Raw genomic sequence first — 24,458 nt, 5'->3', positions numbered from 1 at the left:
TAAGGTATGGTTGGCTTGGGGAAAGATGGAAGAGAAGGAGAGAGGAGCCGGAGAGTATAGTAAGGAGAATACAGCGCTGTGGATCTATCGGAAGGCGTGTTTAGAAAAAGGAGCAAACAGTGCTGTATGGGCAGCGTGGGCGCAGCTGGAAGAGAAGGAGAGAGGAGCCGGGGAGTACAGCGAGGAGAATACAGCGCTGTGGATCTATCGGAAGGCGTGTTTAGAAAAAGGAGCAGACAGTGCTGTATGGACAGCGTGGGGACAGTTGGAAGAGAAGGAGAGAGGAGCTGGGAAGTACAGCGAGGAGAATACAGCGCTGTGGATCTATCGGAAGACATGTTTAGAGAAAAATGCGAATAACGATGCTTGGCTGGCATGGGCGCAACTGGAAGAGAAGGAGAGAGGAGCCGGGGAGTACAGCGAGGAGAATACAGCGCTGTGGATCTATCGGAAGGCGTGTTTGGAGAAAGGAGCTGACGGTGCTGTATGGACTGCATGGGCGCAGCTGGAAGAGAAGGAGAGAGGAGCCGGGAAGTATAGCGAGGAGAATACAGCGCTGTGGATCTATCGGAAAGTGTGTTTGGAAAAAACTGCTAATTACGATGCATGGACCGCATGGGCGCAACTGGAAGAGAAGGAGAGAGGAGCCGGGGAGTACAGCGAGGAGAATACAGCGCTGTGGATCTATCGGAAGGCGTGTTTGGAGAAAGGAGCAGATGGTGTTGTATGGGTAGCGTGGGCAAAATTGGAAGAACAGAAAGCTAATATCGGAGAATATGATCAGGAGTATACCGCACGGTGGATATTGAATGAAGGAATAAAGCGTTTCCCTAATGAGGGTCAGTTATATTCATTAAATGCCTATTTAGAACTTAGGCACCGAATGCCTGAACGGGCGAGAGAAATATTACAGATAGGTGCAAAATATAATAATTATAGTATAGGCAATCTTGCTATACTGGAGCTGTATTGTGGAAATATTGATACTGACAGTGAATACTGCACGAATAAACTGATGGCTAAAATGAAACTGAAAAAAGAACTGTCGTTTGGGGCGTTACAGGGGTTATATTATTGCTCACGCCTTTTAGGTAAGGAAGAAGATGCGGAGAGTTATTATGAACAGCTCCGATCACATCCAAACTTTGATCCAGATAATACAGCAATGGAAGAGTTTATTCATTTGTGTCAAAAAGCCCTGCAGAAAGATTCGACGGAATCTATGGAATATTCTAGTAATAGCGTGTCTGATTATTGACATATGCTCATAACCGAGTATACTGAAATCAGGATCATATATCCGGGGACATACTCCCACATTTGCGGAAAGGGAAGGGAGGGCTCATATGCCAAGACCTCAGAAACAGCGCTGCATCTGTTCCCTGCCCCGCGCCGGCGGGTTTATACCGCAGGGATGCGAGGCGTCAGGCAGCGTGAATCTTACATATGATGAATACGAAGTGATCCGTCTGCTCGATCACCGGCAGATGACCCAGGAGCAGTGCGCGGAGAGGATGGGGATCTCCCGCCCTACGGTGACGCGGATCTACGACGAGGCGCGCCGGAAGGTGGCGGATATGCTGGTCAACAGCAGGAATCTTACCATCAGCGGGGGAGATGTCTATGTCTGCCCGGCAATGCGTCCGGAATGCGAGGGTGAAGAGCACTGCTGCCACCGGGAACGGGAGCAGGCGATCGGCTGGAGAGAGCAGAGTGAACAGGTGCAGGCAGAAAGTGAAACTTAATGTGACGGTCAAAACAAAGAAAGGAAAGAGGCAGAGAACATGAAGGTACTTATTATCGGCGGCGTCGCAGCCGGGACAAAGACTGCGGCAAAATTAAAAAGAGAAGACAGGAGCATTGATGTGACAGTCATCACGAAGGATCAGGACATCTCTTATGCGGGATGCGGCCTGCCCTACTATGTGGGCGGATTGATCGAGAGCAGGGATGAGCTGATCGTGAATACGCCGCAGAAATATTCCGGTCTGACCGGAGTGGAAGTGCGCACGGGCAAAGAGGCTGTGGCTGTGGACCCGGCGAAGAAGGAAGTGACGTTAAAAGACGTGCAGACCGGGGAGACGGAAGCCTGTCCTTACGACAAGCTGGTGATCGCCACAGGCGCTTCCGCGGCGGAACTGCCCATCGAGGGGAAGGACCTTCCGGGTGTGTTCAAGATGAGGACGCCGGATGATGCGGAAGGGATCCGTACCTACGCAGAGACAAATAATGTAAAGAAAGCTGTCGTGATCGGCGCAGGCTTCATCGGGCTGGAAGCGGCGGAAAACCTCCATGTCAGAGGCGTCAATGTGACGGTCATTGATTTCGCGTCACAGGTCCTGCCGAATATCCTTGACCCGGAGATGGCGGCATATGTAAAGAAGCATCTCCTGAACGCAGGGATCCGCGTGATCACCGGGACGAGCGCGGAGCAGATCCTGGGTACAGACAAAGTGACCGGTGTGAAGACTTCCGCGGGGATGCTCTCCTGCGAGATGCTGATCATGGCGGCGGGGATCCGCCCGAATACGGCATTCCTTGAGGGCACAGGGATCGAGATGTTTAAGGGTACGATCCTCGTGGACGGGCAGATGAAGACAAGTGTTGACGATATTTATGCGGCGGGCGACTGCGTGATGGTGACAAACCGCATCACCGGGAAACGCCAGTGGTCCCCAATGGGATCTTCCGCAAATCTGGAAGGACGGACCCTGGCGCAGGTGCTCTCAGGCGCGCAGAAGACGTATCCGGGTGTGCTCGGCACAGGCGTCGTAAAGCTCCCGGGGCTGAATGTGGGCCGCACCGGACTGACCGAGGCGCAGGCGAGAGAAGCGGGATACGACGTGGAGACAGTGCTCGTGCCCACAGATGACAAAGCGCACTATTATCCGGACGCATCCTTCTTTATCACAAAGCTGATCGCGGACCGGGCGACAAGGAAGCTCCTTGGCATCCAGGTGTTCGGACCGGGCGAGGTGGACAAGATGGTGGACATCGCGGTCATGGGCATCAACATGGGCGCTGTCCTGGAAGACTTCGAGAACGCGGACTTCGCGTATGCGCCGCCGTTCTCCACAGCGATCCATCCCTTCGTGCAGGCAGTGTATGTACTGATGAACAAGCTGGACGGCACCTTTGTCAGTATGACGCCCGCAGAGTACGCGGCGGGGAAAGCAGAAGGATATAAGATCGTAGACGTGCAGCCTGAGCCGGCGATCAGAGGCGCGTTCTTTGTAAATCTGGCAAAGGTAAACGGCGAGATCGAAGGATTGGACAAGAAAGAAAAGATCCTCCTCGTCTGCGCGAAAGGAAAGAGAGCGTACTTCCTCCAGAACAGGATGCGCTATTACGGCTATGAAAATACGGTCGTCCTGGAAGGAGCTACATTCTTTAATGATGTGAAAGTGAAGAATGCAGATGCAGCGGTTTCAAAAGAGGAAGAGACAAGGGTAAAGGCGCTGGGGTTCCTGAAGGATAAGAGGACGCCGGATAGATTTAACGGGCGCGTGATCACCAGGAACGGAAAGATCACTGCCGAGGAGGCCAGAACGATCGCTGAGGCAGCGGAGCGCTTCGGAAGCGGGGAAGTCACAATGACATCCCGCCTTACCATGGAGATCCAGGGCGTGCCCTTTGATAATATCGAGCCGCTCAGGGAATACCTCATGCAGGCTGGCCTGGAGACCGGCGGGACAGGATCCAAGGTGCGCCCGGTCGTATCCTGTAAGGGGACCACATGCCAGTACGGGCTGATCGATACATTTGCCTTATCTGAGGAAATCCACGAGAGATTTTTCCACGGGTACAGCAGCGTAAAGCTGCCGCACAAATTCAAGATCGCGGTGGGCGGCTGCCCGAATAACTGCGTGAAGCCGGATCTGAACGACCTGGGCATCATCGGGCAGAGAGTGCCCCAGATCGACCTGGAAAAGTGCCGCGGATGCAAGGTGTGCCAGATCGAGAACAACTGTCCGATCCACGTGGCGAAAATGGTCGACGGCAAGATCACCATCGATGAGAATGAATGCAACCACTGCGGCCGCTGCGTGGGCAAGTGTCCGTTCCATGCGGTGGAGGATTACACGAACGGCTACCGCGTCTACATCGGCGGGCGCTGGGGCAAGAAAGTAGCCCAGGGAAGATACCTGGATAAGGTGTTTACAGATAAGGAAGAAGTGCTTTCTATCGTAGAAAAAGCGATCCTCCTGTTCCGCGAGCAGGGCATCACCGGCGAGCGGTTCGCTGATACCGTGGCAAGGCTCGGATTCGAGAATGTCCAGGAACAGCTCCTTGCGGATGACCTGCTGGCGCGCAAGGAAGAGAATATCAAGGCGCAGAAGCACCTGAAAGGCGGGGCGACCTGCTAGAGCGTGAAATAAAGAGAGCAGTGAAAGAGAGAAGAGCAGCGTTTTGCGGGACGCTGCTCTTCTCAGGTTACACTGTCTATTTTTCGCACCCGTTTTTTAATAGTGGATAAAAAGGGCAAAAGATGCTATAATAGAACGGTATAGCAAAAAATCATTATGTTCTGCATTATGCATGTCTGCCGCGCGCCGGCAGATGTGGATGAGGTGAAACCATTATGAAAAAGAAAAAAGGTATGCGCTTAAAAGGACAGCTCAGGATGTACATGAACTGGCCGCTCATTATGACGATCCTGCTTGTGGCGATGAATCTCTGGCTCTACATGATCGATAAAAAAGCCGGATTCATGATGTCTGTGTTCATCCTGGTCTATCTTGCCATTGCAGGGGGGCTGTATTTTTACAACCGTTCCCTGATCCTGGCGGACCTGATCCAGTTTTCAGCGCAGTACAAAGGGATCGAGCACACCCTGTTAAAGGAGCTTGCCGTGCCCTATGCGATCGCCCTGGAGGACGGGCGTATCCTCTGGCGGAACGATGCCTTTGATGCCCTGATGACGCAGGGACCGAGGAAAGAAAAATACTTAAATAAGATGATCCCGGATCTTCATCCGGGAGTATTTCCCAAGGGGGACCTGGACCATTCCCTGATGGAAGTGGCTTACAAGGACAGGGATTATCAGGTAGAACTGCGCCGCGTGTCACTCCAGGGGTTCAGTCAGAAGGAGGAGCTTCTCCAGATACCGGAAGACGAAGAATTCTTTGTGGCTGTGTCCATGCAGGATGTGACAGAGCTCAATGCGTATATCCGGGAAAATGAAGATCAGAGGATGATCGCGGGCCTGATCTACATTGACAATTACGATGAGGTCATGGAGAGCGTCGAGGAAGTGCGCCAGTCGCTCCTCGTGGCGCTGATCGACAGAAAGATCAACAAATACATCGGCGATGTGGACGGCATCGTCAAAAAGATGGAGAAGGACAAGTATTTTATTGTCCTTAAGAAAGAAAGCTATAAAAAGATCGCTGAAGATAAGTTCTCTCTTCTGGAGGAAGTAAAACAGGTCAATATCGGAAATGCCCGCTCAGCGACTTTGAGTATCGGGCTCGGGCTGAATACCGCCACATACGCCCTCAGTTACCAGTATGCCCGCGTGGCGATCGACCTGGCGCTCGCGAGAGGCGGGGACCAGGCAGTCATCAAAGACTGCAACGGCATTACTTATTTTGGCGGCAAGAAGGAGCAGACTGCGAAGAATACCCGCGTGAAAGCCCGTGTCAAGGCGGAGGCGCTGCGTGAGTTTATCGTTACTAAGGATCAGGTCATGATCATGGGGCATAAGATCGCGGATCCGGATTCGTTCGGCGCGTGCATGGGGATTTACAGGGCGGCTGTAAGCCTGGAGAAAAAGGCGCACATCATCATCAATACAGTGACAGAGTCTGTGCGTCCTCTGTATGATGAGATCGCGGAGAGCCCGGCGTATGAGGATGATATTTTCCTTACATCAGACCAGGCGCTGGACTATTTTACAGATAATACGATGGTCGTGGTGGTAGATACGAATAAGCCTCAGATGACGGAGTGCCCGGAGCTTCTGAGACGATCCCGCATGACTGCAGTGCTGGACCATCACAGACAGAGCAGCAATGTGATCGAGAACGCGGTGCTCTCCTATGTGGAGCCGTATTCTTCCTCCTCCTGCGAAATGGTGGCAGAGGTGCTGCAGTACATTGCGGATGACATTAAGATCCCGTCAGTGGAGGCGGACTGCCTGTATGCAGGGATCATGATCGATACGAGGAACTTTATGAACCGTACGGGTGTGCGTACTTTTGAGGCGGCTGCATTCCTGAGGAGATGCGGCGCGGATATCACGCGCGTGCGCAAGATGTTCCGCGACGATATGGCATCTTACCGCGCGAAAGCGGAGGCAATGCGCAGGGCGGAAGTATACCGGAAAGAATATGCCATCGCAGAGTGCCCGGGCGATATCGAGAGCCCGACCGTGCTTGCCGCGCAGACGGCGAATGAGCTCCTGGATATCAGCGGGATCAAGGCTTCCTTTGTCCTGACTGTATATGAGGGAAAGATTTACTTAAGCGCCCGCTCCATTGATGAGGTCAATGTGCAGATCATCGCGGAGAAGCTGGGCGGAGGCGGACATATCAATTCCGCGGGTGCGCAGTTTGACCACACGAATATCCAGGAAGTGATCACGATACTGAAAGAGACGATAGACGAGATGATCGAGGAAGGAGATATTTAGACATGAAAGTTATCTTATTACAGGATGTAAAATCTCTCGGGAAAAAGGGAGAGATCGTAAATGTAAACGATGGATACGCGAGGAATTTTATCCTCCCGAAAAAGCTGGGGGTAGAGGCGACAGGCAAAAACCTGAATGACTTAAAGCTCCAGAAGAACAATGAGAAAAAAGTGGCTCAGGAGAATCTGGATGCCGCGAAGAAGCTGGCGGCGGAACTTGCAGAAGGAAAGGTAGAGCTCGCGATCAAGGTTGGCGAGGGCGGCAGGGCATTCGGCTCTGTGTCCAGCAAGGAGATCGCGGCGGCAGTGAAGGAGCAGATGGGCCTGGATGTGGATAAGAAGAAGATCCAGCTCAAAGAGGCGATCAAGTCTCTCGGGACGCATATCGTGGCTGTAAAGCTCCACCCGGAAGTGACGGCAGAGCTGAAAGTGTCCGTGAAGGAAGAGGCGTAAAAGGGAATTCGCAAAAGGGATCATTAAGGAGAGATTCTTCATGGAGAATATCGAAGCGGCAATGAAACGGATACCGCCCCACAGCATTGAGGCAGAGCAGGCAGTGCTGGGGGCGATGCTCATGAATAAGGATGCTGTGATGGTGGCGTCAGAGATGCTCACGGGAGAGGATTTCTACCAGACCGCGTATGGAATCCTGTTTGATGCCGTGGTGGAGCTTTTCAAAGAAGGCCGTCCGGTGGACCTGATCACCCTGCAGGAGCATCTGAAAGAAAAGGATGTCCCGCCGGAGATCAGCAGCATGGAATATGTCCGGGAACTTCTCGCGGGCACACAGACATCCGCAAATATCAAATATTACGCGGAGATCGTCAAGGATAAGGCAATCCTGCGCAGGCTCATCAAGATCAATGAGGAGACAGCCAACACCTGCTATCTGGAAAATAAACCCCTGGAAGAGATCCTGGAACAGACAGAGAAGCAGGTGTTTGAACTTGTGGAGCACGGGAACTCCCAGGAGTACGTGCCTATCCGTCAGGTCGTGCTCAACGCCCTGGATGTGATCGAAAAGGCGTCAAAGACAAAAGGGACAGTGACCGGGATCCCGACAGGGTTTATTGACCTTGATTATAAACTGTCCGGGCTCCAGCGCTCGGACCTGGTGCTGATCGCGGCACGTCCTTCCATGGGAAAGACAGCGTTCGTGCTCAATATCGCCCAGCATGTGGCATTCCGCCAGAATCTGGCGGTGGCGATCTTCAGTCTTGAGATGTCCAAGGAACAGCTCGTGAACCGTCTCTTTTCCCTGGAGTCCCATGTGGACGCCCAGGTATTAAGGACAGGAAACCTGACGGATACAGACTGGGAGAAGCTGATCGAGGGAGCCGGGACGATCGGCAATTCCAGGATGATCATCGATGATACCTCGGGTATCTCCATCTCGGAGATGAGGTCAAAGTGCCGGAAATATAAGCTGGAGCAGGGACTTGACCTGATCATCATCGACTACCTCCAGCTCATGAGCGGAAGCGGCAGCAGAAAGAATGAAAGCCGCCAGCAGGAGATCTCAGAGATCTCCCGTTCTCTGAAAGGGCTTGCAAGAGAGCTGAACGTACCTGTCATCGCGCTGTCCCAGCTCAGCCGCGCGGTGGAGCAGAGGACGGACAAGCGCCCCATGCTGTCAGACCTCCGTGAGTCCGGGGCCATCGAGCAGGATGCGGACGTATGTATGTTTATCTACAGGGATGACTACTATAATCCGGACACAGAGGATAAGAACATAGCGGAGATCATCATCGCAAAGCAGAGAAACGGCCCCATCGGGACCGTGCGCCTTGCGTGGATGCCGCAGTACACACGCTTTGGAAATGAACTGCGGCAGCAGTAGAGGCACTTTGGGAATGAACTGCAGGAGCAGTAGCAGTGCACTTTGGGAATGAACTGCAGGAACAGCAGAGACGTCTATGTAAAGATCTTTCTCAGGCGCATGATAGCGCTGCCTTTGGCAGACTCTTTGCGGGTCGCCTGCTGCTGGCGGATCAGGGAATCCAGCCTGCGGAAGTGCTCTTCCTGCTGGCGTTCCTTCGCCTGGAGGAGAAAATCCATTTCATGTACGACATCAGCGGTCACGGTACTGCTGATGTCTTTTTTTAATACTGTGTTGTTTTCGCTGAGCGCTTCCCGGAAGACGTCCCCAACCAGGGCGCGCACCTGCTCTACATTTTTCAGGGGGATCATGACGTCTCCTGACTCAGAGCGGACGGACGGGGCGTCCGGCAGAGAGGCGGAAGGAGCTGCTGTGCGGGAAGGAGCCGAAGGCGCTGTCTGTGCCGGAATCCGGGATGCGGCCGGAGCTTCAGCGCGCGGTGCAGTGGTGGCCGCGGCCTGGGGCTCGGACAAACCGGGATCCTGTGTTTTTCCCCTGGATCCTTCGGACCTGATCTTAAGCCGGGTCTCCCGCAGTTCCGGGATCAGCGGCTTCAGTTCCCTCAAAAGCATACCTTCATCTTTCAGTTTCTTGATACAGCGGAAAAGCTGGATGTCATCATCGGTATAATATCGGTGGCCCATCTCCGTGCGCCCGATCTTCAGGCCGAGCTCTTCCTCCCAGTATCTGAGCACATGGGATTCTACATCTACCTGTTTCGCGGCCTCGGAAATCATAAATCTGACCTCACCCATTAATATTTATACCTCCTATTCTGATCTGCGGATCTGTAAGCGGGATGCATTGAAGATGCATGGAAGCGTTACGGCTGAGCCATCAGAAGGCTGTCCCCGCTTTATGGACATTATAGCACAGGGGGGAGCGGGGGAAGGAAACAATCGTTCGTGAAGTTCCGACAATTTCTTTCCGTGGGTTACTGTTTATACTGTGCTCATAGACAGGAAACCGCAGCGTCATGCCGGCATGCATGATAAGAGTGTCGTCCGGCGTATTATAAACTCCGGGAAGGGAAAGTACAAGATGCTGCCGCGATCTGAAAGCGTTCCTTGACTCGCACAGCTTGGAGGATTTAATCATGGCACTTACAAAGACAGTGAATATTGATGGCAATGATGTGACTTTCAGGGCATCAGCGGCCATTCCGAGAATATACAGGAACAAGTTCCACAGGGATATCTATAAGGATCTTCATGACCTTCAGAAAAGCATTGACGAGAATGATCCGGAAAATTCCGCGCTGGATTCCTTTTCGCTGGAGCTGTTCGAGGATATCAGCTACATCATGGCGAAGCATGCGGATCCGCAGGGCGTTCCGGATACTCCGGATGAATGGCTTGACCAGTTCGGGACTTTTTCCATTTATCAGGTGCTTCCGGAGATCATTGAGCTTTGGGGGCTGAATGTGCAGACGCAGGTGGAGAGTAAAAAAACTTCGAGCGACTGACCGGGAAATGACAACGCCGCTCTTACTCCTAAGGGCGGTGCAGCTTGGTGTGCAGATCGGGGAGATGGATCTTCTGACTATCGGAACCATCAACGATATGTACACGGAAATGCAGAATGATGAGAACCAGGGATCATACAGCACTCTGGCATCTCAGGATGATATGGATCGATTCTAGAAGGGATAATCGCACCTTGTTGTGACTATTGAAATTACAACGAAAATGATTTAAGATAGAGTCGATGGAGGTGTCAGAATGCAGATTTCAAGCAGATTTACAATAGCGGTGCATGTGCTTATAGCAATTGAAACATTTAAGAATGACCATAAAATCACCAGTGAATTTCTTGCGTCCAGCGCAAATGTAAATCCGACGGTAATCAGAAGACTCTTGCAGCAGCTGAAGAAGGCGGAGATTGTAACAGTGAAGCGGGGAAGCGGCGGTGCCGATATAGAGAAATCCTTGACGGAGATAACGCTTCTGGATGTTTACAATGCCGTGGAGCCTGTCGAAAATGGACAGTTGTTTCATTTCCATGAGAATCCGAATGAGTTATGCCCTGTGGGACGAAACATTCACAGGATCATGGATCACAGGCTTGAAGAAATACAGAATGCCATGGAAGATAAAATGCGGCGAATAACCATAGCTGATGTAATGGCGGATGCGAACAAGCTTATAGAATCTTAAAAAGTTTTGTTGTAACACTTGACATCACAACATGGCGGTGGTACACTTCCGTTGTATCAATCAATATCACAACAAATGGAGGTATCAGAAATGTCTAACTATAGTAAGGTAAGTGTTGCAAACGATCCGAGAACTGAACTTCATGATCAGCTGGGACTTACAGGGGCTGAGATCAGCATCAACCATCTTCCGGCAGGTGCGAGTGTTCCTTTTGTTCATTATCATAAGACCAATGAAGAGATTTACATCATTCTTTCCGGCAAGGGAAAAGCGGTAGTTGACGGTGAGGATATAGAGCTTTCTGCCGGTGATATCGTGCGTATTGCGCCGGATGGGAAAAGACAGTTCTTCGCGGCAGATGATTCTGAGATCAGCTATGCCTGTATCCAGGTGAAGGCAGGTTCTCTTGAAGCGTATACCGCCGACGATGCAGTAATCGAGCAAGTATGAGTTTTAAAGTTGTGGGCATTTCTGCAAGCAGATGTCCATAACTTTTTATGTGGAGAGCTATGAGTGTTTGTATAAAAGACAATATCCAGAATATGAACCTTGTCATCGGCTGCACGGTAGGCTGCGATTATTGCTATGCACGGAATAATGTGAAGCGGTGGCATACGATACCGGATTTCAGTAAGCCTGAATTTTTTGAAGGCAAGCTTAAAATGATGGACAAGGCAAGACCGCAGAATTTCCTTCTGACCGGTATGAGTGATCTTGCGGGATGGAAAGAAGAATGGCGAGAAGAGGTGTTTGAAAAGATCCGGAAAAATCCGCAGCATCAGTTTTTATTTCTGTCGAAAAGGCCTGATCTCCTGGATTTTGAAACGGATCTTGAAAACGCCTGGTTTGGGGTGACGGTTACCAGAAGATCAGAACTCTGGCGCATTGAAGCATTGAGGAATCATGTAAGGGCAAAGCATTATCATGTGACCTTTGAGCCGCTTTTTGATGATCCTGGAGAGGTCGATCTTTCTGGTATTGATTGGATCGTTGTAGGAACCATGACAGGCGCTCAGAGCAGAAAAATCCGTACTGAGCCGGAATGGGCATGGTCGCTTACGGATCAGGCGCATCAAAGGAATATACCTGTTTTTATGAAGGAAGATCTTGAACCGATCATAGGCGATGAAAATATGGTGCAGGAATTTCCTGAAGCATTTGAGAAGGTATTGGAGGTACAGCGGGCATGGAAGAAGTGAGAACGGAAGATATCCTGATAAGGGATGTGGAAACCAAAAATATCATGACAAAGTCAAACCTGCCGGTGGGAGGGTATTCTGTGAATCCGTATGTCGGATGCACGCACGCATGCAAGTATTGTTACGCTTCTTTCATGAAAAGGTTTACAGGACATACGGAAGAGTGGGGAACATTTCTTGATATCAAGCACTGGCCTGAAATCAAGCACCCTGAGAAATATGCCGGACAGCGCGTTGTGATCGGATCCGTGACAGACGGGTATAATCCGCAGGAAAAAGAGTTCGGAAACACAAGGAAACTGCTTGAACAGCTGCGGGGGAGCGGAGCAGATATTCTGATCTGCACAAAATCCGACCTTGTGGTGAGAGATATTGACCTGCTAAAAGAGCTCGGACAGGTAACAGTATCGTGGTCGATCAATACGCTGGACGAGAAGTTCAAGGACGATATGGATGCAGCGGTTTCCATTGAACGAAGGATTGCTGCGATGAAGCAGATATATGACGCCGGTATCAGGACAGTATGCTTTGTATCCCCGGTATTTCCGGGCATTACGGATTTTGAGGCTATCTTTGAACGTGTAAAAGACCAATGTGATCTGTTTTGGCTGGAGAATCTTAATCTGAGAGGCGGATTTAAGAATACCGTTATGGACTATATCGCTGAAGAGTATCCTGATTTAGTGCCGCTCTATGATGAGATTTATAACAAGCATAACAGAAGCTATTTCGAGGCTCTGGAAAACAAAGCCGAGAAACTTGCCGAGAAGTATGATTGCCCGTTTGTGGATAATGAAATGCCTTATGGAAGGGTTCCGCAGGGGCATCCGGTAATCGTGGATTATTTTTATCATGAAGAAATCCGCGGATCCGATAATACAGGAAAAAGAAAGCGCAAATAGCGCGTATAAACAAAGTGAAATGCTTTTGAGAAGAATCGGGAGACCGGTTCTTTTCTTTTACCCAAAATCAGGAAGGAGGGACATGAATGGCTGGACGGATCCAGGGAAACACCGTTGAGATCGGTGGCGATACCACCAAACTACAGACAGCCCTGAAGGGCGTAAATACAGAGATCAGAAATACTCAGAGCCAGCTGCGTGATGTCGATAAGCTCCTGAAACTTGATCCGGGGAACACGGAACTGCTTGCACAGAAGCACAGGCTCCTGGGGGATGCCGTCAAGGAAACGAAGGAAAAGCTGGAGACTTTGAAGACGGCAGCGGAACAGGCTGAGCAGGCATTGAAGGACGGCACGATCACGCAGGAACAGTATGATGGCCTGCAGCGTGAGATCGTTGAGACTGAACAGAAGCTGAAGGCTCTGGAGGAACAGGCAAGACAGTCCGGTACTGCACTTCAGGAGATTGCCGCAAAGGGTGAGAAGCTGAAGACGGTTGGTGACAATGTTACCAATGTCGGAAAGAAGTTCATGCCTGTGACTCTGGGTGTTGTGGGATTAGGTACAGCGGCGGTGAAGACTGCCGCTGATTTTGATTCCGCCATGAGCAAGGTGGCGGCGGTATCCGGTGCGACTGGCTCTGATCTTGAAGCCTTAAGGGATAAAGCCCGTGAGATGGGTGAGAAGACAAAGTTCTCTGCATCCGAGGCTGCGGAAGCCATGAACTATATGGCGATGGCCGGCTGGAAGACAGAGGATATGCTTTCCGGTATCGAAGGTGTCATGAACCTGGCTGCAGCTTCCGGTGAGGATCTGGCTACCACTTCTGATATCGTGACAGATGCTCTGACAGCGTTCGGACTTACGGCAAAGGATTCCGGGCATTTTGCGGATATCCTGGCGGCTGCTTCCAGTAACGCGAATACGAATGTCTCCATGATGGGTGAGACCTTTAAGTATTGCGCTCCGATTGCAGGTGCTCTGGGATTCTCTGCGGAGGATACAGCGGAAGCGATCGGTTTGATGGCCAATGCCGGTATCAAGGGATCCCAGGCAGGTACTTCTCTCAGAACGATCATGAATAATCTGTCCGGGGATGTGACGATCTGCGGATCCGCAATCGGAGAGGTAACGATTGCAACGACCAATGCAGATGGCTCCATGAGGGATGAACATCGTGAATACGCAGATGTAAGATCAATATTTCCAACAGTACGGATGTGACGCTGATTAGCCTGGGATTCACTTCTGCCATGAGGTGTATCGGGGAGACAGGCAGTACGGACTGCTGCATGTCCATCATCAATGACATTATCGTGGCTTATGATTTTGAGATTGATGTGAATGACCATGTGATCCCGCTTTTTGCCGGGGAACATTGCGGGAATGTATCTACGCCGTTCTTCCAGTACAAGGAATATGTCTTTGCCTGGGGCGGCGCTTGATCTGGACTTTTCGATGCTGCTTGCTGATGGATTGAGGGATGCGTATGGAATACAGAGTGTGGGAACAGTTACTTTGACCATGGAATTTGAAAATCAGGAAGGTGAGAAGATCGGCGATCCTGCTATGATTACAGTGGAGAATCCGAATTATCGGAGTTCAGCCAAGAGGGAGAAGAAGTATATAATTCCGAGAGTATTCGGATAGTAATGAAAGATGTTATAGAGGATGATTCGGAATACAGCGGAGATATGTATGTTTTGCTCATGGTTGAGAATAAGACATCTGAAAATATTACGATTACAGATGTATATGATTCGCTGGCAGTAAATGGATATATGATGGACAGTATTATATCTCCTGTGAATATAAAGGGCGGTTCGAGCGCCATAATGAAAATCCAATTGTGGCAGTCTGATCTTGAGAAAAATTCGATAGAAGATATCAGCGACATTTCCCAGGTTGAAATTGGGATTCAGGTCATGCAAGGAGATTATATTATTGAGGAAACAAAACTTGATATGAGCATTTGATTCTTTTGAGGTTTATCTGGAGGATGAAAGCATATTCCGGGAGATTACGCTAAATGAAATCAATGAAGCTGAAGCGGAACTGGTTAAAACTGCTGAGGAAGACGCAGTAGCGAACGGGCTTCTCGATAATGCCCGCGCAAATGCAGAGACAATCCTTACCGGATTCTTTGCCGGCGCGTACTTCATGGATGAATATGAGATCGTATTTACAGATAAATAATAAATGAGTACTGAGGAGAAAAAAATGAAGAAAAAACTGCTTATCGCTTTAGGGATTGTCGTGGCTGTGATCGTGCTGTTCTATTTCGGATTATTTTTGACAGCTTGATCTACAGATTATTGTTTACAGAAGTTTAAGGCTTGCCTGCGAGTCCTGGCACGGGATTTGGGTTAGTTTTTGCAGATATAAGAGGCGGATGATTCCGTCTCTTTCTTTATGGCTTCACAAATTTGGCTAATATATTAGCCAAAACTTGATGCATCATATAGAATAAGCTAATATATTATCTATGAATAATTTCAATTTTTTATCCAAAACACCAAAAGAGATCGATAAGCTGATTGCTGCCCGCATCCGCAACATCCGCCGGAGGAGGAAGATTTCACAGAAAAGACTGAGCGAGAAGTCAGGAGTAAGCCTGGGGTCTGTGAAGCGGTTTGAGAGCAGCGGTGAGATTTCCCTGATCTCGCTGACCAAGATCGCGATCGCGCTGGATCTTGAAAATGAACTGGAAGGACTGTTTGAGCATGTTCCGTTCCTTTCGATTGAGGAGATTATAAATGGAGAAGACGAAAAGACTGAAAGTTAAATATCACGGGCGTGACGTCGGGACGATGGCTCTCTGGCAGGGGCGACTGGCTGCGTTTGAGTACAGTGCAGAGACGCTTCCTTTATGCTGATTTCCTTCAGAAAAATGTAGAATAAAAGAGAATATTCCTTCAGAAAAATGTATATATTCGATTGATATTCCTTCAGAAAAGTGTAATACTATAACAAAGAGGTAAAAGGAGTGATCATATGCAGCGTACAGCTATGAAAAAGCTGAAGGAATGGAAGACGAAGCGGAACCGCAAGCCATTGATCTTAAAAGGTGCGAGACAGGTCGGGAAAACCTGGCTTATGAAACAATTCGGAGCGGACTGTTTTAAAAGTGTGGCTTATGTCAACTTTGACAGCGACATCCGTATGCGTCAGATATTTGAAGACGATTATGACATTTCCAGGATTTTACGGATGATCAACATTGAAACAGGGGTAAAGATCCAGCCGGAGGAGACTCTGATTATTTTTGATGAAGTTCAGGAAGCGCCAAAGGCAATCTCTTCATTGAAGTATTTCTGTGAGAACGCTCCGGAATATGCAGTGATCGCGGCAGGTTCTCTTCTCGGCGTTGCGATCCATGAAGGGGTATCATTTCCAGTGGGAAAAGTAGAAACAATGGAGATCCATCCGATGTCATATCATGAATTTCTGCTTGCGATGGGGGAAGAAAGCCTTGCGGAGCTTCTGGAAGAAAAAGCGTATACGATCATACGAACATTTGCGGACCGATATATCCACTGGCTGAAGCTTTACTATTACATCGGCGGGATGCCGGAAGCGGTCAATGATTATGCGGAGAATGGTGATATAACATCTGTCCGGGAAATACAGAAGCAGATCCTGGAACTCTATGAGCAGGATTTCAGCAAGCATACGCCGGATACAGAGCTTGCGAGACTGCGTATGGTATGGAACTCTGTTCCTCTTCAGCTGGCGAAAGAAAATAAGAAATTTTTCTTCGGTCATTTGAAGCAGGGAGCCAGGGCGAAAGATTTTGAACTTGCCATCGAGTGGCTTCTGGACTGCGGGCTGATCGGTAAAGTTTACCGGGTGGAAAAGCCGGCGGTTCCGCTGAAAGCATATATTGATTTCAGCGCGTTTAAGATCTATCTGTTGGACGTGGGGCTTTTGGGAGCAATGAGCGACCTGGATGCAAGGACGATTTTAGAAGGAAATCAGTTGTTTACAGAATTTAAAGGCGCACTCACGGAACAGTATGTTTATCAGCAGATCATCGCAGAGACGGAGTATACGCCATACTATTTCTCTGCCAATTCCCACACCGAAATAGACTTTTTGATACAGAAAGAAGGAAATGTGGCGCCGGTGGAGATAAAGGCGGAAGAAAATGTAAAAGCGAAAAGTCTGCAGGCATACTGCAAAAAATACCAGCCCCCTTATGCGGTAAGAACGTCTATGACGGATTACCGCGAGGAGGACTGGATGGTGAATCTGCCGCTGTATGCGATAGAGAATCTATAGATCTGATCCGGTTCTGGATCACACATTGCCCTCCATCTCGGCAGCGGCTTTATTGATGCATGTGATGGCATTCAGGCTTCGCGGATACCCGATGCAGGGCAGGCACTGGGAAACGACCCGGATGAGGAAATCCTTGTCATTGCCCAGATTCATATTCCCTTTGGAATGGGCGATGAGCTGCGGTTCGCATCCGCCCTGGGCGGCGAGGAAGCAGAAGGTGATCATCTCACGCTGCTTTAAGTCAAGCCCGGTGCGCGTGTAGTAATCGCCGAAGCAGTTGTCTGCCAGCCAGCGGTTGATGTGTCCTGCTTTCCAGGCTTCCTTCATGTGGGCACCGAAGATGTCCGCCTGTGCCTGTGCGCCTTTCTCCAGGCGGTCTTCCATCGTAGTCGTGGCCTGGCCTTCTAGCGGAAGACTGACGCCTCGGGAAGCGAGGATATCATTTGCCGCGTCGAGAAAAGGAAGGACGCGCCCGATCCCCAGATAGTCTACTGCCTGGTAGATGATTTCTTTGAGCATTACCGGAGTCAGCCCCGCGTCCAGAGCACGGGGGACTTCCAGGCGGAATGCATCGATTCCCTGGCAGCCGATCAGCGTGGCTGCAACAGCCATGTGGCGGGTGATCCCGTCAAGCTGCTGTCCCTCTTCATTGACAACTTCGTCAAAAGCAAAATGTTCAAACCGTTCTGCAAATTCCGGATCTGTAAGCTTATAATCTCTCATTGTAAATCCCTCCTGTGTGAGTCTTGAAAATATGCGGCAAGTTCAGCTCGCGCCGGGCGCAAAACCGTAAAACCGGACTTTTACTGTAATTTAGAGTAGGTCTCGTCATCGACCTCTTCCAGCCATTCATTGCCGGTCTCCGTACCCGGCACTTCAAAAGCGATGTGGGAGAACCAGCTGTCAGCTTTGGCTCCGTGCCAGTGCTTTACTTCCGGCGGGATCACGATGACAGTCCCAGGCTCCAGGCTCACAGGCTCTTTCCCCTCTTCCTGATACCAGCCGCTCCCGGCTGTGCAGATCAGGATCTGTCCGCCGCCGGTTTTGGCATGGTGGATGTGCCAGTTGTTGCGGCAGCCCGGCTCGAAAGTGACGTTTGCGAGGAAGATGGGACTCTCCCCTGGTTTTGTCAGAGGGTTCAGATAAGAATTGCCGGTAAAATACTGTGCAAAAGCGGAGTTTTCTTCGCCCTGGCCAAATATGTTCGCCTTGTCAAATGTTGTTTTATCTTTGATTTTCATGATAAATGCCTCCTTTATTGAAACATTATAGCCTCTGTAAGGAAATTCGTCTAATGCTTAGATCAAATCCCGGATAATGCCTGAGCCGTATTGTGATCATCAGCCGGGAACAGAATGCTCAGCCGGGAACAGGATGCTCAGCCGGGAACAGGATGCTCAGCCAGGAACAGGATGCTCAGCCAGGAACAGAAAAAAACAGCGACGGCCAGAGATATAAGAAGAATACATTAATCTGATATTGGGGAGAGAAAATTTTAGGATTGTATATTGACACGGTGTCAGAATAGCGCTACAGTAAAGTTGCTGACACGGCGTCAGAATACGGCACCCTGATGTGATAAGCGCGGGGCGCCAGACAGAGAACAACGGGATCTATGACGAGGTAATCGAGATCCTTGAGAAAAACGGGAAAAATGTGGCGGAGATCTCCGGCGTTATGCCGAACCCCACGGTAGATAAGCTGTACGAGGGCGTGGAGATTGCCCGGAAGCATGATGTAGACATGCTGCTGGCAGTGGGTGGCGGCTCGGTGTGCGATTACGCCAAGGCGGTCTCTGTCTCAGTCCACTGCGGGGAAGACCCGTGGGAGAAGTATTACGTACGCTTTGAAGAGCCCACGTGCGAGACGCTTCCCGTGGGCTGCGTGCTGACCATGGTGGGGACCGGCTCAGAGATGAACGCGGGAGCCGTGATCACGAACCCGCACACCCATCAGAAGATCGGTCATGTGTTCGCGGATGAGAAGATCATGCCCAGGTTCGCTATACTGAACCCGAAATACACGCTGACGCTGCCGCACTATCAGATGGTATCCGGCATTTACGACATTTTCAACCATATCTGCGAACAGTATTTCTCCGGGGAGGATGACAATACAAGCGATTATATCAGCGAGGGACTGATGCGCTCCGTGATCCACTCCAGCCGCATCGCCAACAATGATCCCCAGGATTACGAGGCGAGGAGCAACCTGATGTGGGCTGCCACATGGGCGCTGAATACGCTGGTATCCAGAGGCAAATCAACGGACTGGATGGTACATATGCTCGGGCAGTCCGTGGGTGCTTATACCAACGCCACTCATGGCATGACGCTGGCAGCGGTATCCCTTCCGTACTACCGTCATATCCTGCCTTACGGCGTGCAGAAGTTCAAACGTTTCGCAGTCAATGTGTGGAATGTGGACGCTGAGGGAAAGACGGACGAACAGGTCGCGCAGGAAGGGCTCGCGGCGATGGAAAGCTGGATGAAGGAGCTTGGGCTTGTGATGAATATCAGCGAGCTGGGCGCGGACGAAGGGATGATCGAAGGCATTGCGGACGGGACGCTGATCATGCCCGGCGGATACAAGGTACTGGAACACGATGAGATTGTAGAAATTTTAAAGGAGAGTCTGAAATGAGTAAAACATTAGTTGCATATTTTTCCGCAAGCGGGGTGACTGCCCGCGCGGCGAAAGAGATTGCGGACGCTGTGGGAGCGGATCTGTATGAGATCGCGCCCGCGCAGCTTTATACGGCGGCGGATCTGGACTGGACGGACAAGAAGAGCCGCAGTACAGTAGAGATGAACGACCCCGGCTGCCGTCCGGAGATCGCGGGAACCGTAGGGGATATGGATCGGTATGATACTGTGTTTGTCGGATTCCCGGTATGGTGGTATGTAGAGCCGAGGATCGTGGATACATTTCTGGAGAGCTATGACTTTACCGGGAAGACGATGATCCCGTTCGCCACTTCCGGCGGCAGCGGTATCGGCGGCGCACAGAAGAGCATGAAGGAGCACTGCCCGGGCGCGGTCTGGAAAGAGGGACGCCTGGTGAACAGCGGGGCAGCCGCATGGGCGAAACAGGCAGTGGAAGGCTGAGAGCCTGAATGAGATGAGAACCATGAGAAGGGAACTTGTATTATGCCAAAAGGTTCAGAAGAATTAACAAATGCAAGAAAAGAAGAGATCATCAATGCCTGCGCTTCTCTGTATGAGACGGTGAGCTTTAAGGACATCACCATCCGGGATATCGGGGCGGCGACGTCGTTTTCGCGGACTTCGATCTACAATTATTTCCAGACAAAGGAAGAGATCTTCCTGGCGCTGCTCCAGAGGGAGCACGAGCTGTGGATCGCGGATCTGGAAGAACTGATCCGGCAGAATGCCTCCATGAGCGCGGAGGCGTTTGCCGGGGAGATGGCGCATATCCTGGAAAAACGCCGCTGCATGCTGAAGCTGATGGCTGTGAACATCTATGACATGGAAGGGAACAGCCGCCTGGAAAATCTGGTCGCATTTAAAAAGGCTTACGGGGCGTCGTTCGACGCGCTGAGCAGATGCCTTGCGCACTTCTTCCCGTCTATGGGAGAGGAAGAGATCCGGGAGTTTCTGTATGTATTCTTCCCGTTCCTGTTCGGGGTGCACCCGTATACTTCGCACACGGAGAAACAGCTGGAAGCCATGAGGCAGGCAGGGATAGAGATCAGGGAGTGCACGGTATATGAACTGACGGAACGTTTCACGCTCCGCCTGCTGCGGTCCTTTCTGTGATGCTGACGGAACGGATCCGGAAGAGTTTCAGGAGTGGGGCAGCAGCCTTCAGTAACGGGAAAGGAGTCATTTGAAGATGAGAATTGTAGTATTGGAGGGAAGTCCGAACCGGCACGGCTCGTCCAACATGCTGGCGGATGAATTTATCCGGGGAGCAAAAGAAGCAGGGCATACGATAAAAGTGATTGACGCGGCCCATGCCGACCTCCATCCATGCACGGGATGCGTCCGCTGCGGCTACGAAGGTCCCTGCGTACAGAAGGACGATATGGAGCAGTTCAGAAAAGAGATCCTGGAAGCGGATATGATGGTGTTCGTCACGCCGCTGTATTATTATGGAATGTCCGCCCAGCTTAAGATCCTGATCGACCGCTTCTGCGCCATCAACAGCAGCATTACACGGAAGCATATGAAATCCGCGCTTCTGTCCGCCGCGTGGAATGCGGACGGATGGACGTTCGACGCTCTGGAGGCGCATTATAAAACACTGGTGCGCTATCTGGATCTTGACGATCAGGGGATGATCCTTGGGAAGGGATGCGGGACTCCGGCGATGACCAGAAGGAGCGGATATCCGGAGAGAGCATATGAGTTCGGGCGCAGGCTCCGGGATTAAAAGAGAGTCCAGCTAAGAAATGTCAAGAGGTGATATGAAAAAAATTAATTTTTTACAATAGCGCAAAAAATGGTAACCTTAACAGACCATTCCGATATATTGGATTGGTCGCAAACTAAATATTGAGAATGCCGTGCTGATTATGCGGCTTTTCGTATCTTATCTGGATGCTCTGCGGCAAAGCGCCTGCAGTGCTCCTCCGGAGTGATGACCTCGAAGGGTTTGTTATCCCGAAGCATGGCAAAAATGATGTTGCAGATTTTATGCATGACAGCGCCCATTGCTACCGTCTTTTTCTTGCCGGAACACTTCCGGGTGTAATAGTCGTAAACCACAGGATTCACAGGCGTGCCGCTTCCCTTATCAACTTTTACGTTATTGAGCGCGACCATGTGAAGGACCCGTCTGGCAAGGCTGGAGCCACGTTTGGACATATGGACTTTATCGCCATTGAGTTTCCCAGACTGTTTGACGGCAGGATCAAGCCCAAAGTAAGCATAAAGCTTTTTCGGGGAAGAAAAAAGTTTAAAATCGCCCATCTCCGCAATCAGGACGATTGCGCTTAAGAAACCGATCCCGCGCAGGGACTGCAGAAGGCAGATCTGGTCGTAGATCAAAGTATCCTGCAGCCGGTCGACCGTCTCGTGGAGCGCCTTCAGGAGTGCGTCCAGATGCTTCTGGTATTCCTGGTAAGTATCGATATAAAGGCGAATGCGGACAGCATTGCTTGGAAGCGCCCTTCCGAAAACAGCAGCATCCTGTGCGGCAGCAATGATGGTGTCATACTTACGCAGGGCATAAGCTTCGCCAAAACGTGCTGTGCTGCGGATGATCTTCACGATATCGTCTTTAGAAGCGGCAAGCATGTCTTCAGCAAGAGGATAAGAGCTTAGCAGCTTTAAGGAAGACTGTGTGGTGACTTTGCTGAAGACTTTCGCATAAGCGGGGAAAGACACTTTCAGTTCCGCAGTAAGTTTGAGGGCGACAGCAGACTGGAGGTCCTTGAAATAATAGTAATCACGGACCAGGTTCCTCAGATCGACAACGGAATCATCCGGAATGATGGAAGTCTTAAGAGAAACGTTCAGGCCGACAAGGGCAGCCTTTTTCGAGTCGAATTTATCATTATGCAGTTTCCTTATGTTGATATTTGTGCTATTCTTAGTGATGATAGGATTAATGACTGAGCAGTCAAACCCCTTATCACGAAGGAAGCACAGGAGCGGGATGTGGTAGATCCCGGTAGACTCAAGGAAGCAGCGGCTTTTGAGAGAATACGTTTCTTGTGCTTCTTTTATTTTTGCGACAGCAAGGTCTCTGGACCTTGGATCAGAATGGACGATCTTAAAGGGCTTCCCGATAAAAGAACCGTTAGGGAGGGCAATAGACATCCAGGTAAAATCAGCGCCAACATCAAGGCCGACAGAGAGGTAAGAAGAAACGCTGTCAATCAATGTAAGTAATCTTTTGTAATGCATAGTAAACATCCTTTCCGGCAGGCATCCATTTCCAAAAGGTGGATACACAACCTAGCGGCTTATACAGGTATAGCCTGAGGCTTCCCAACCAGCCAAACCATAAATCACCACCGAATGGACAGACAGACTTTCTAAGAGGTTTCCCCGGCGGGAGGCCGGGTCCCAAGGAGGCGTCGTCAATCGCCCTGCCTCAGTGATTATACCTCATGATCTGATCTGATGCATCATGGAAGCCTCAGACACGGTAAGGAACAATAACTTCTGATGGAGAGAGAATCCCTCCTTCAGTTATTCATTTAGACTTTGTAACTATTAACCCGTAGTCATTATTGACTACACCATTATCATACTAGGAGGAGATCAGATGGAATACAGGATCCATCCTAAGACCGGTGACCGGATCAGCGTCATCGGCATCGGGACCGGTCCCATTTTCGAGGCGCCGGAGAAAGAAGCGGTCGCCGCGCTGGCTTACGCCCATGAGCAGGGGATCAACTACGCGGACTTTGCTACTGCCGGGGCGGAGACATTCCGCTACGCGGGAATGGCGTTTGCTTCCGTGAGGAAAGAAATGTTTTATCAGGTCCATTTCGGGGCAAACTACGAAACGGGCGAATACGGCTGGACGACAAGCCTGGACAAGGTAAAGCGACAGGTAGACTGGCAGTTAAAGGAATTAAAGACAGATTACATAGACTTCGGGTTTATCCACTGCCTGGACTCGGAGGACGACTGGAAGCAGTATCAGAAAAACGGAGTCCTGGACTATCTTCTTGAGATGAAAAAGAGCGGCGTGGTCAGGCATATCGGTCTGAGCACGCACACGCCGGAGCTGGCGCAGAAGATCCTGGATACCGGTCTGATCGAGCAGCTGATGTTTTCTATCAATCCGGCGTATGATTACCAGCACGGGGAGTTCGCTTTCGGGAGCGCTGACGAGCGGATGAAGCTCTACTGCCGGTGCGAGGCGGAGGGGATCGGGATTTCGGTCATGAAGCCCTATTCCGGCGGACAGCTGCTTGATGAGAGGACTTCGCCCTTTGGGAAAGCGCTGACCGAGGCGCAGTGCATCCAGTATGCGCTGGATAAGCCGGGCGTGCTGACCGTCCTTCCCGGCGTCCGGAATCTGGACGATGTGAAGAGGGCGCTCTCATGGCTTACTGCGGCGCCGGAGGAGAAGGACTACTCCGCGCTCGGCGGTTATGCGCCGAAGGACGCAGTCGGGAACTGCGTGTACTGCAGCCACTGCCACCCGTGCCCGGCAGGGCTGAATATTGCGCTGATCAATAAGTATTATGATCTGGCAGTGATCGGGGACAGTATGGCGGCGGATCATTATGAGAAACTGCCGAAACACGCTTCTGACTGTATCGGGTGCGGCCACTGCGACAGAAGGTGCCCGTTCCATGTGGCGCAGAGTGAGCGGATAAAGGAGATCGCGGCGTATTTTGGAAAATAGTTTTCATATGGTTACGAGTTACTCGCACTCAGGGACAGGGAGAATGCCTCTTACATGCATGCATGACGATGCATCCT

Annotated in this window: 27 protein-coding genes and 1 pseudogene; 24 read left to right on the top strand and 4 right to left on the bottom strand. The window is 50.7% G+C overall.

Going from position 1 to position 24,458, the window contains the following annotated elements; genetic code table 11:
- The 6 genes from B5G27_RS16085 to dnaB form a co-directional block, all read left to right on the top strand.
- Positions 1–1,258 (top strand): hypothetical protein (locus B5G27_RS16085; protein ID WP_162611256.1); only part of this gene is annotated, 1,258 nt, incomplete at its 5' end.
- An 88-nt stretch (positions 1,259–1,346) separates the two neighbouring features.
- The gene (locus tag B5G27_RS13735; RefSeq protein ID WP_087179425.1) at positions 1,347–1,745 is read left to right on the top strand and encodes a DUF134 domain-containing protein; all 399 of its coding nucleotides are present in this window, start codon (positions 1,347–1,349) and stop codon (positions 1,743–1,745) included.
- Between the two features lie 39 nt (positions 1,746–1,784).
- The gene (locus B5G27_RS13730; protein ID WP_087179424.1) at positions 1,785–4,367 is read left to right on the top strand and encodes an FAD-dependent oxidoreductase; all 2,583 of its coding nucleotides are present in this window, start codon (positions 1,785–1,787) and stop codon (positions 4,365–4,367) included.
- A 215-nt stretch (positions 4,368–4,582) separates the two neighbouring features.
- Entirely contained in the window at positions 4,583–6,634 is a 2,052-nt protein-coding gene (locus B5G27_RS13725) for a DHH family phosphoesterase (protein ID WP_087179423.1), read from the top strand.
- 2 nt (positions 6,635–6,636) lie between these two features.
- Entirely contained in the window at positions 6,637–7,086 is a 450-nt protein-coding gene (gene rplI / locus B5G27_RS13720) for a 50S ribosomal protein L9 (RefSeq protein ID WP_087179422.1), read from the top strand.
- Positions 7,087–7,126: 40 nt separating this feature from the next.
- The gene (gene dnaB, locus B5G27_RS13715) at positions 7,127–8,473 is read left to right on the top strand and encodes a replicative DNA helicase (RefSeq protein WP_087179421.1); all 1,347 of its coding nucleotides are present in this window, start codon (positions 7,127–7,129) and stop codon (positions 8,471–8,473) included.
- Between the two features lie 74 nt (positions 8,474–8,547).
- Here the strand turns inward: dnaB and B5G27_RS13710 are convergent, their stop codons facing one another.
- Entirely contained in the window at positions 8,548–9,267 is a 720-nt protein-coding gene (locus B5G27_RS13710; RefSeq protein ID WP_087179420.1) for a MerR family transcriptional regulator, read from the bottom strand.
- A 341-nt stretch (positions 9,268–9,608) separates the two neighbouring features.
- On the opposite strand from B5G27_RS13710, the gene B5G27_RS13705 reads away from it, so the two are divergent.
- The 13 genes and pseudogenes from B5G27_RS13705 to B5G27_RS13650 all read left to right on the top strand — a co-directional run bounded on the left by B5G27_RS13705 (position 9,609) and on the right by B5G27_RS13650 (position 17,049).
- Positions 9,609–9,977 carry a hypothetical protein gene (locus tag B5G27_RS13705; protein ID WP_087179419.1) on the top strand — a complete coding sequence of 123 codons (369 nt, stop codon included), beginning with the start codon at positions 9,609–9,611 and terminating at the stop codon, positions 9,975–9,977.
- On the top strand, positions 9,934–10,155 hold the full coding sequence (locus B5G27_RS15875) for a hypothetical protein (protein ID WP_143449734.1): 222 nt from the start codon (positions 9,934–9,936) through the stop codon (positions 10,153–10,155). The genes B5G27_RS13705 and B5G27_RS15875 overlap by 44 nt, the downstream gene beginning before the upstream one ends.
- Positions 10,156–10,233: 78 nt before the next feature.
- Positions 10,234–10,668 (top strand): Rrf2 family transcriptional regulator, encoded by a 435-nt coding sequence (locus tag B5G27_RS13700; protein ID WP_027424699.1) that lies wholly within the window; start codon positions 10,234–10,236, stop codon positions 10,666–10,668.
- A gap of 90 nt (positions 10,669–10,758) precedes the next feature.
- Positions 10,759–11,118, top strand: coding sequence for a cupin domain-containing protein (locus B5G27_RS13695; RefSeq protein ID WP_087179418.1), 360 nt, complete (start codon positions 10,759–10,761; stop codon positions 11,116–11,118).
- Positions 11,119–11,177: 59 nt separating this feature from the next.
- Positions 11,178–11,867, top strand: a complete 690-nt coding sequence (locus B5G27_RS13690; protein ID WP_029200881.1) for a radical SAM mobile pair protein A — start codon at positions 11,178–11,180, stop codon at positions 11,865–11,867.
- A complete protein-coding gene (locus B5G27_RS13685; protein WP_027424696.1) occupies positions 11,855–12,769 on the top strand; it encodes a radical SAM mobile pair protein B in 915 nt (304 codons plus the stop codon). The genes B5G27_RS13690 and B5G27_RS13685 overlap by 13 nt, the downstream gene beginning before the upstream one ends.
- An 86-nt stretch (positions 12,770–12,855) precedes the next feature.
- A complete protein-coding gene (locus B5G27_RS13680) occupies positions 12,856–13,992 on the top strand; it encodes a phage tail tape measure protein (RefSeq protein ID WP_330399072.1) in 1,137 nt (378 codons plus the stop codon).
- 29 nt (positions 13,993–14,021) lie between these two features.
- On the top strand, positions 14,022–14,213 hold the full coding sequence (locus B5G27_RS13675) for a hypothetical protein (protein ID WP_087179417.1): 192 nt from the start codon (positions 14,022–14,024) through the stop codon (positions 14,211–14,213).
- The gene (locus B5G27_RS13670) at positions 14,194–14,418 is read left to right on the top strand and encodes a hypothetical protein (protein WP_087179416.1); all 225 of its coding nucleotides are present in this window, start codon (positions 14,194–14,196) and stop codon (positions 14,416–14,418) included. Before B5G27_RS13675 ends, B5G27_RS13670 begins: the two co-directional genes overlap by 20 nt.
- Before the next feature lie 2 nt (positions 14,419–14,420).
- A complete protein-coding gene (locus B5G27_RS13665; RefSeq protein ID WP_087179415.1) occupies positions 14,421–14,744 on the top strand; it encodes a hypothetical protein in 324 nt (107 codons plus the stop codon).
- 10 nt (positions 14,745–14,754) lie between these two features.
- A pseudogene (locus B5G27_RS16945) lies at positions 14,755–14,964 on the top strand (DUF4230 domain-containing protein); the annotation flags it as partial.
- A gap of 289 nt (positions 14,965–15,253) precedes the next feature.
- On the top strand, positions 15,254–15,553 hold the full coding sequence (locus tag B5G27_RS13655; protein ID WP_087179414.1) for a helix-turn-helix domain-containing protein: 300 nt from the start codon (positions 15,254–15,256) through the stop codon (positions 15,551–15,553).
- A 209-nt stretch (positions 15,554–15,762) separates the two neighbouring features.
- The gene (locus tag B5G27_RS13650) at positions 15,763–17,049 is read left to right on the top strand and encodes an ATP-binding protein (protein WP_087179413.1); all 1,287 of its coding nucleotides are present in this window, start codon (positions 15,763–15,765) and stop codon (positions 17,047–17,049) included.
- Between the two features lie 18 nt (positions 17,050–17,067).
- Here B5G27_RS13650 and B5G27_RS13645 read toward each other — a convergent pair whose 3' ends face one another.
- Together B5G27_RS13645 and B5G27_RS13640 are read right to left on the bottom strand one after the other, a co-directional pair.
- Positions 17,068–17,772, bottom strand: coding sequence for a carboxymuconolactone decarboxylase family protein (locus tag B5G27_RS13645; protein ID WP_087179412.1), 705 nt, complete (start codon positions 17,770–17,772; stop codon positions 17,068–17,070).
- Positions 17,773–17,852: 80 nt separating this feature from the next.
- Positions 17,853–18,290 (bottom strand): cupin domain-containing protein, encoded by a 438-nt coding sequence (locus tag B5G27_RS13640; RefSeq protein WP_087179411.1) that lies wholly within the window; start codon positions 18,288–18,290, stop codon positions 17,853–17,855.
- Between the two features lie 334 nt (positions 18,291–18,624).
- On the opposite strand from B5G27_RS13640, the gene B5G27_RS13635 reads away from it, so the two are divergent.
- From B5G27_RS13635 to B5G27_RS13620, 4 genes are all read left to right on the top strand, one after another.
- Positions 18,625–19,692, top strand: a complete 1,068-nt coding sequence (locus B5G27_RS13635) for an iron-containing alcohol dehydrogenase (protein WP_242958325.1) — start codon at positions 18,625–18,627, stop codon at positions 19,690–19,692.
- Complete coding sequence (locus B5G27_RS13630) at positions 19,689–20,156, top strand: flavodoxin (RefSeq protein WP_087179409.1); 468 nt, start codon at positions 19,689–19,691, stop codon at positions 20,154–20,156. The genes B5G27_RS13635 and B5G27_RS13630 overlap by 4 nt, the downstream gene beginning before the upstream one ends.
- Before the next feature lie 42 nt (positions 20,157–20,198).
- Positions 20,199–20,828 carry a TetR family transcriptional regulator gene (locus tag B5G27_RS13625; RefSeq protein WP_087179408.1) on the top strand — a complete coding sequence of 210 codons (630 nt, stop codon included), beginning with the start codon at positions 20,199–20,201 and terminating at the stop codon, positions 20,826–20,828.
- Between the two features lie 76 nt (positions 20,829–20,904).
- Positions 20,905–21,444, top strand: a complete 540-nt coding sequence (locus B5G27_RS13620) for a flavodoxin family protein (protein ID WP_087179407.1) — start codon at positions 20,905–20,907, stop codon at positions 21,442–21,444.
- A 140-nt stretch (positions 21,445–21,584) separates the two neighbouring features.
- On the opposite strand, the gene B5G27_RS13615 is transcribed toward B5G27_RS13620, so the two are convergent.
- On the bottom strand, positions 21,585–22,922 hold the full coding sequence (locus B5G27_RS13615) for an IS110 family transposase (RefSeq protein ID WP_087178827.1): 1,338 nt from the start codon (positions 22,920–22,922) through the stop codon (positions 21,585–21,587).
- A 364-nt stretch (positions 22,923–23,286) separates the two neighbouring features.
- On the opposite strand from B5G27_RS13615, the gene B5G27_RS13610 reads away from it, so the two are divergent.
- On the top strand, positions 23,287–24,381 hold the full coding sequence (locus B5G27_RS13610; RefSeq protein ID WP_087179406.1) for an aldo/keto reductase: 1,095 nt from the start codon (positions 23,287–23,289) through the stop codon (positions 24,379–24,381).
- Positions 24,382–24,458: the final 77 nt, after the last annotated feature.

Origin of the sequence: Lachnoclostridium sp. An76, from assembly GCF_002161355.1 — a bacterium.
GTDB lineage: Bacteria > Bacillota > Clostridia > Lachnospirales > Lachnospiraceae > Mediterraneibacter > Mediterraneibacter caccavium.
The sequence above is the reverse complement of the archived record's forward strand: the minus strand, read 5'-3'. Positions and strand labels throughout refer to the sequence as shown.

Bases quoted from the DNA above. Each gene is read 5' to 3' on its own strand.
- B5G27_RS13735 (WP_087179425.1), top strand. From the start codon at position 1,347: ATGCCAAGACCTCAGAAACAGCGCTGCATCTGTTCCCTGCCCCGCGCC.
- B5G27_RS13730 (WP_087179424.1), top strand. From the start codon at position 1,785: ATGAAGGTACTTATTATCGGCGGCGTCGCAGCCGGGACAAAGACTGCG.
- B5G27_RS13725 (WP_087179423.1), top strand. From the start codon at position 4,583: ATGAAAAAGAAAAAAGGTATGCGCTTAAAAGGACAGCTCAGGATGTAC.
- rplI (WP_087179422.1), top strand. From the start codon at position 6,637: ATGAAAGTTATCTTATTACAGGATGTAAAATCTCTCGGGAAAAAGGGA.
- dnaB (WP_087179421.1), top strand. From the start codon at position 7,127: ATGGAGAATATCGAAGCGGCAATGAAACGGATACCGCCCCACAGCATT.
- B5G27_RS13710 (WP_087179420.1), bottom strand. From the start codon at position 9,267: ATGGGTGAGGTCAGATTTATGATTTCCGAGGCCGCGAAACAGGTAGAT.
- B5G27_RS13705 (WP_087179419.1), top strand. From the start codon at position 9,609: ATGGCACTTACAAAGACAGTGAATATTGATGGCAATGATGTGACTTTC.
- B5G27_RS15875 (WP_143449734.1), top strand. From the start codon at position 9,934: ATGTGCAGACGCAGGTGGAGAGTAAAAAAACTTCGAGCGACTGACCGG.
- B5G27_RS13700 (WP_027424699.1), top strand. From the start codon at position 10,234: ATGCAGATTTCAAGCAGATTTACAATAGCGGTGCATGTGCTTATAGCA.
- B5G27_RS13695 (WP_087179418.1), top strand. From the start codon at position 10,759: ATGTCTAACTATAGTAAGGTAAGTGTTGCAAACGATCCGAGAACTGAA.
- B5G27_RS13690 (WP_029200881.1), top strand. From the start codon at position 11,178: ATGAGTGTTTGTATAAAAGACAATATCCAGAATATGAACCTTGTCATC.
- B5G27_RS13685 (WP_027424696.1), top strand. From the start codon at position 11,855: ATGGAAGAAGTGAGAACGGAAGATATCCTGATAAGGGATGTGGAAACC.
- B5G27_RS13680 (WP_330399072.1), top strand. From the start codon at position 12,856: ATGGCTGGACGGATCCAGGGAAACACCGTTGAGATCGGTGGCGATACC.
- B5G27_RS13675 (WP_087179417.1), top strand. From the start codon at position 14,022: ATGAGGTGTATCGGGGAGACAGGCAGTACGGACTGCTGCATGTCCATC.
- B5G27_RS13665 (WP_087179415.1), top strand. From the start codon at position 14,421: ATGAAAGATGTTATAGAGGATGATTCGGAATACAGCGGAGATATGTAT.
- B5G27_RS13655 (WP_087179414.1), top strand. From the start codon at position 15,254: ATGAATAATTTCAATTTTTTATCCAAAACACCAAAAGAGATCGATAAG.
- B5G27_RS13650 (WP_087179413.1), top strand. From the start codon at position 15,763: ATGCAGCGTACAGCTATGAAAAAGCTGAAGGAATGGAAGACGAAGCGG.
- B5G27_RS13645 (WP_087179412.1), bottom strand. From the start codon at position 17,772: ATGAGAGATTATAAGCTTACAGATCCGGAATTTGCAGAACGGTTTGAA.
- B5G27_RS13640 (WP_087179411.1), bottom strand. From the start codon at position 18,290: ATGAAAATCAAAGATAAAACAACATTTGACAAGGCGAACATATTTGGC.
- B5G27_RS13630 (WP_087179409.1), top strand. From the start codon at position 19,689: ATGAGTAAAACATTAGTTGCATATTTTTCCGCAAGCGGGGTGACTGCC.
- B5G27_RS13625 (WP_087179408.1), top strand. From the start codon at position 20,199: ATGCCAAAAGGTTCAGAAGAATTAACAAATGCAAGAAAAGAAGAGATC.
- B5G27_RS13620 (WP_087179407.1), top strand. From the start codon at position 20,905: ATGAGAATTGTAGTATTGGAGGGAAGTCCGAACCGGCACGGCTCGTCC.
- B5G27_RS13615 (WP_087178827.1), bottom strand. From the start codon at position 22,922: ATGCATTACAAAAGATTACTTACATTGATTGACAGCGTTTCTTCTTAC.
- B5G27_RS13610 (WP_087179406.1), top strand. From the start codon at position 23,287: ATGGAATACAGGATCCATCCTAAGACCGGTGACCGGATCAGCGTCATC.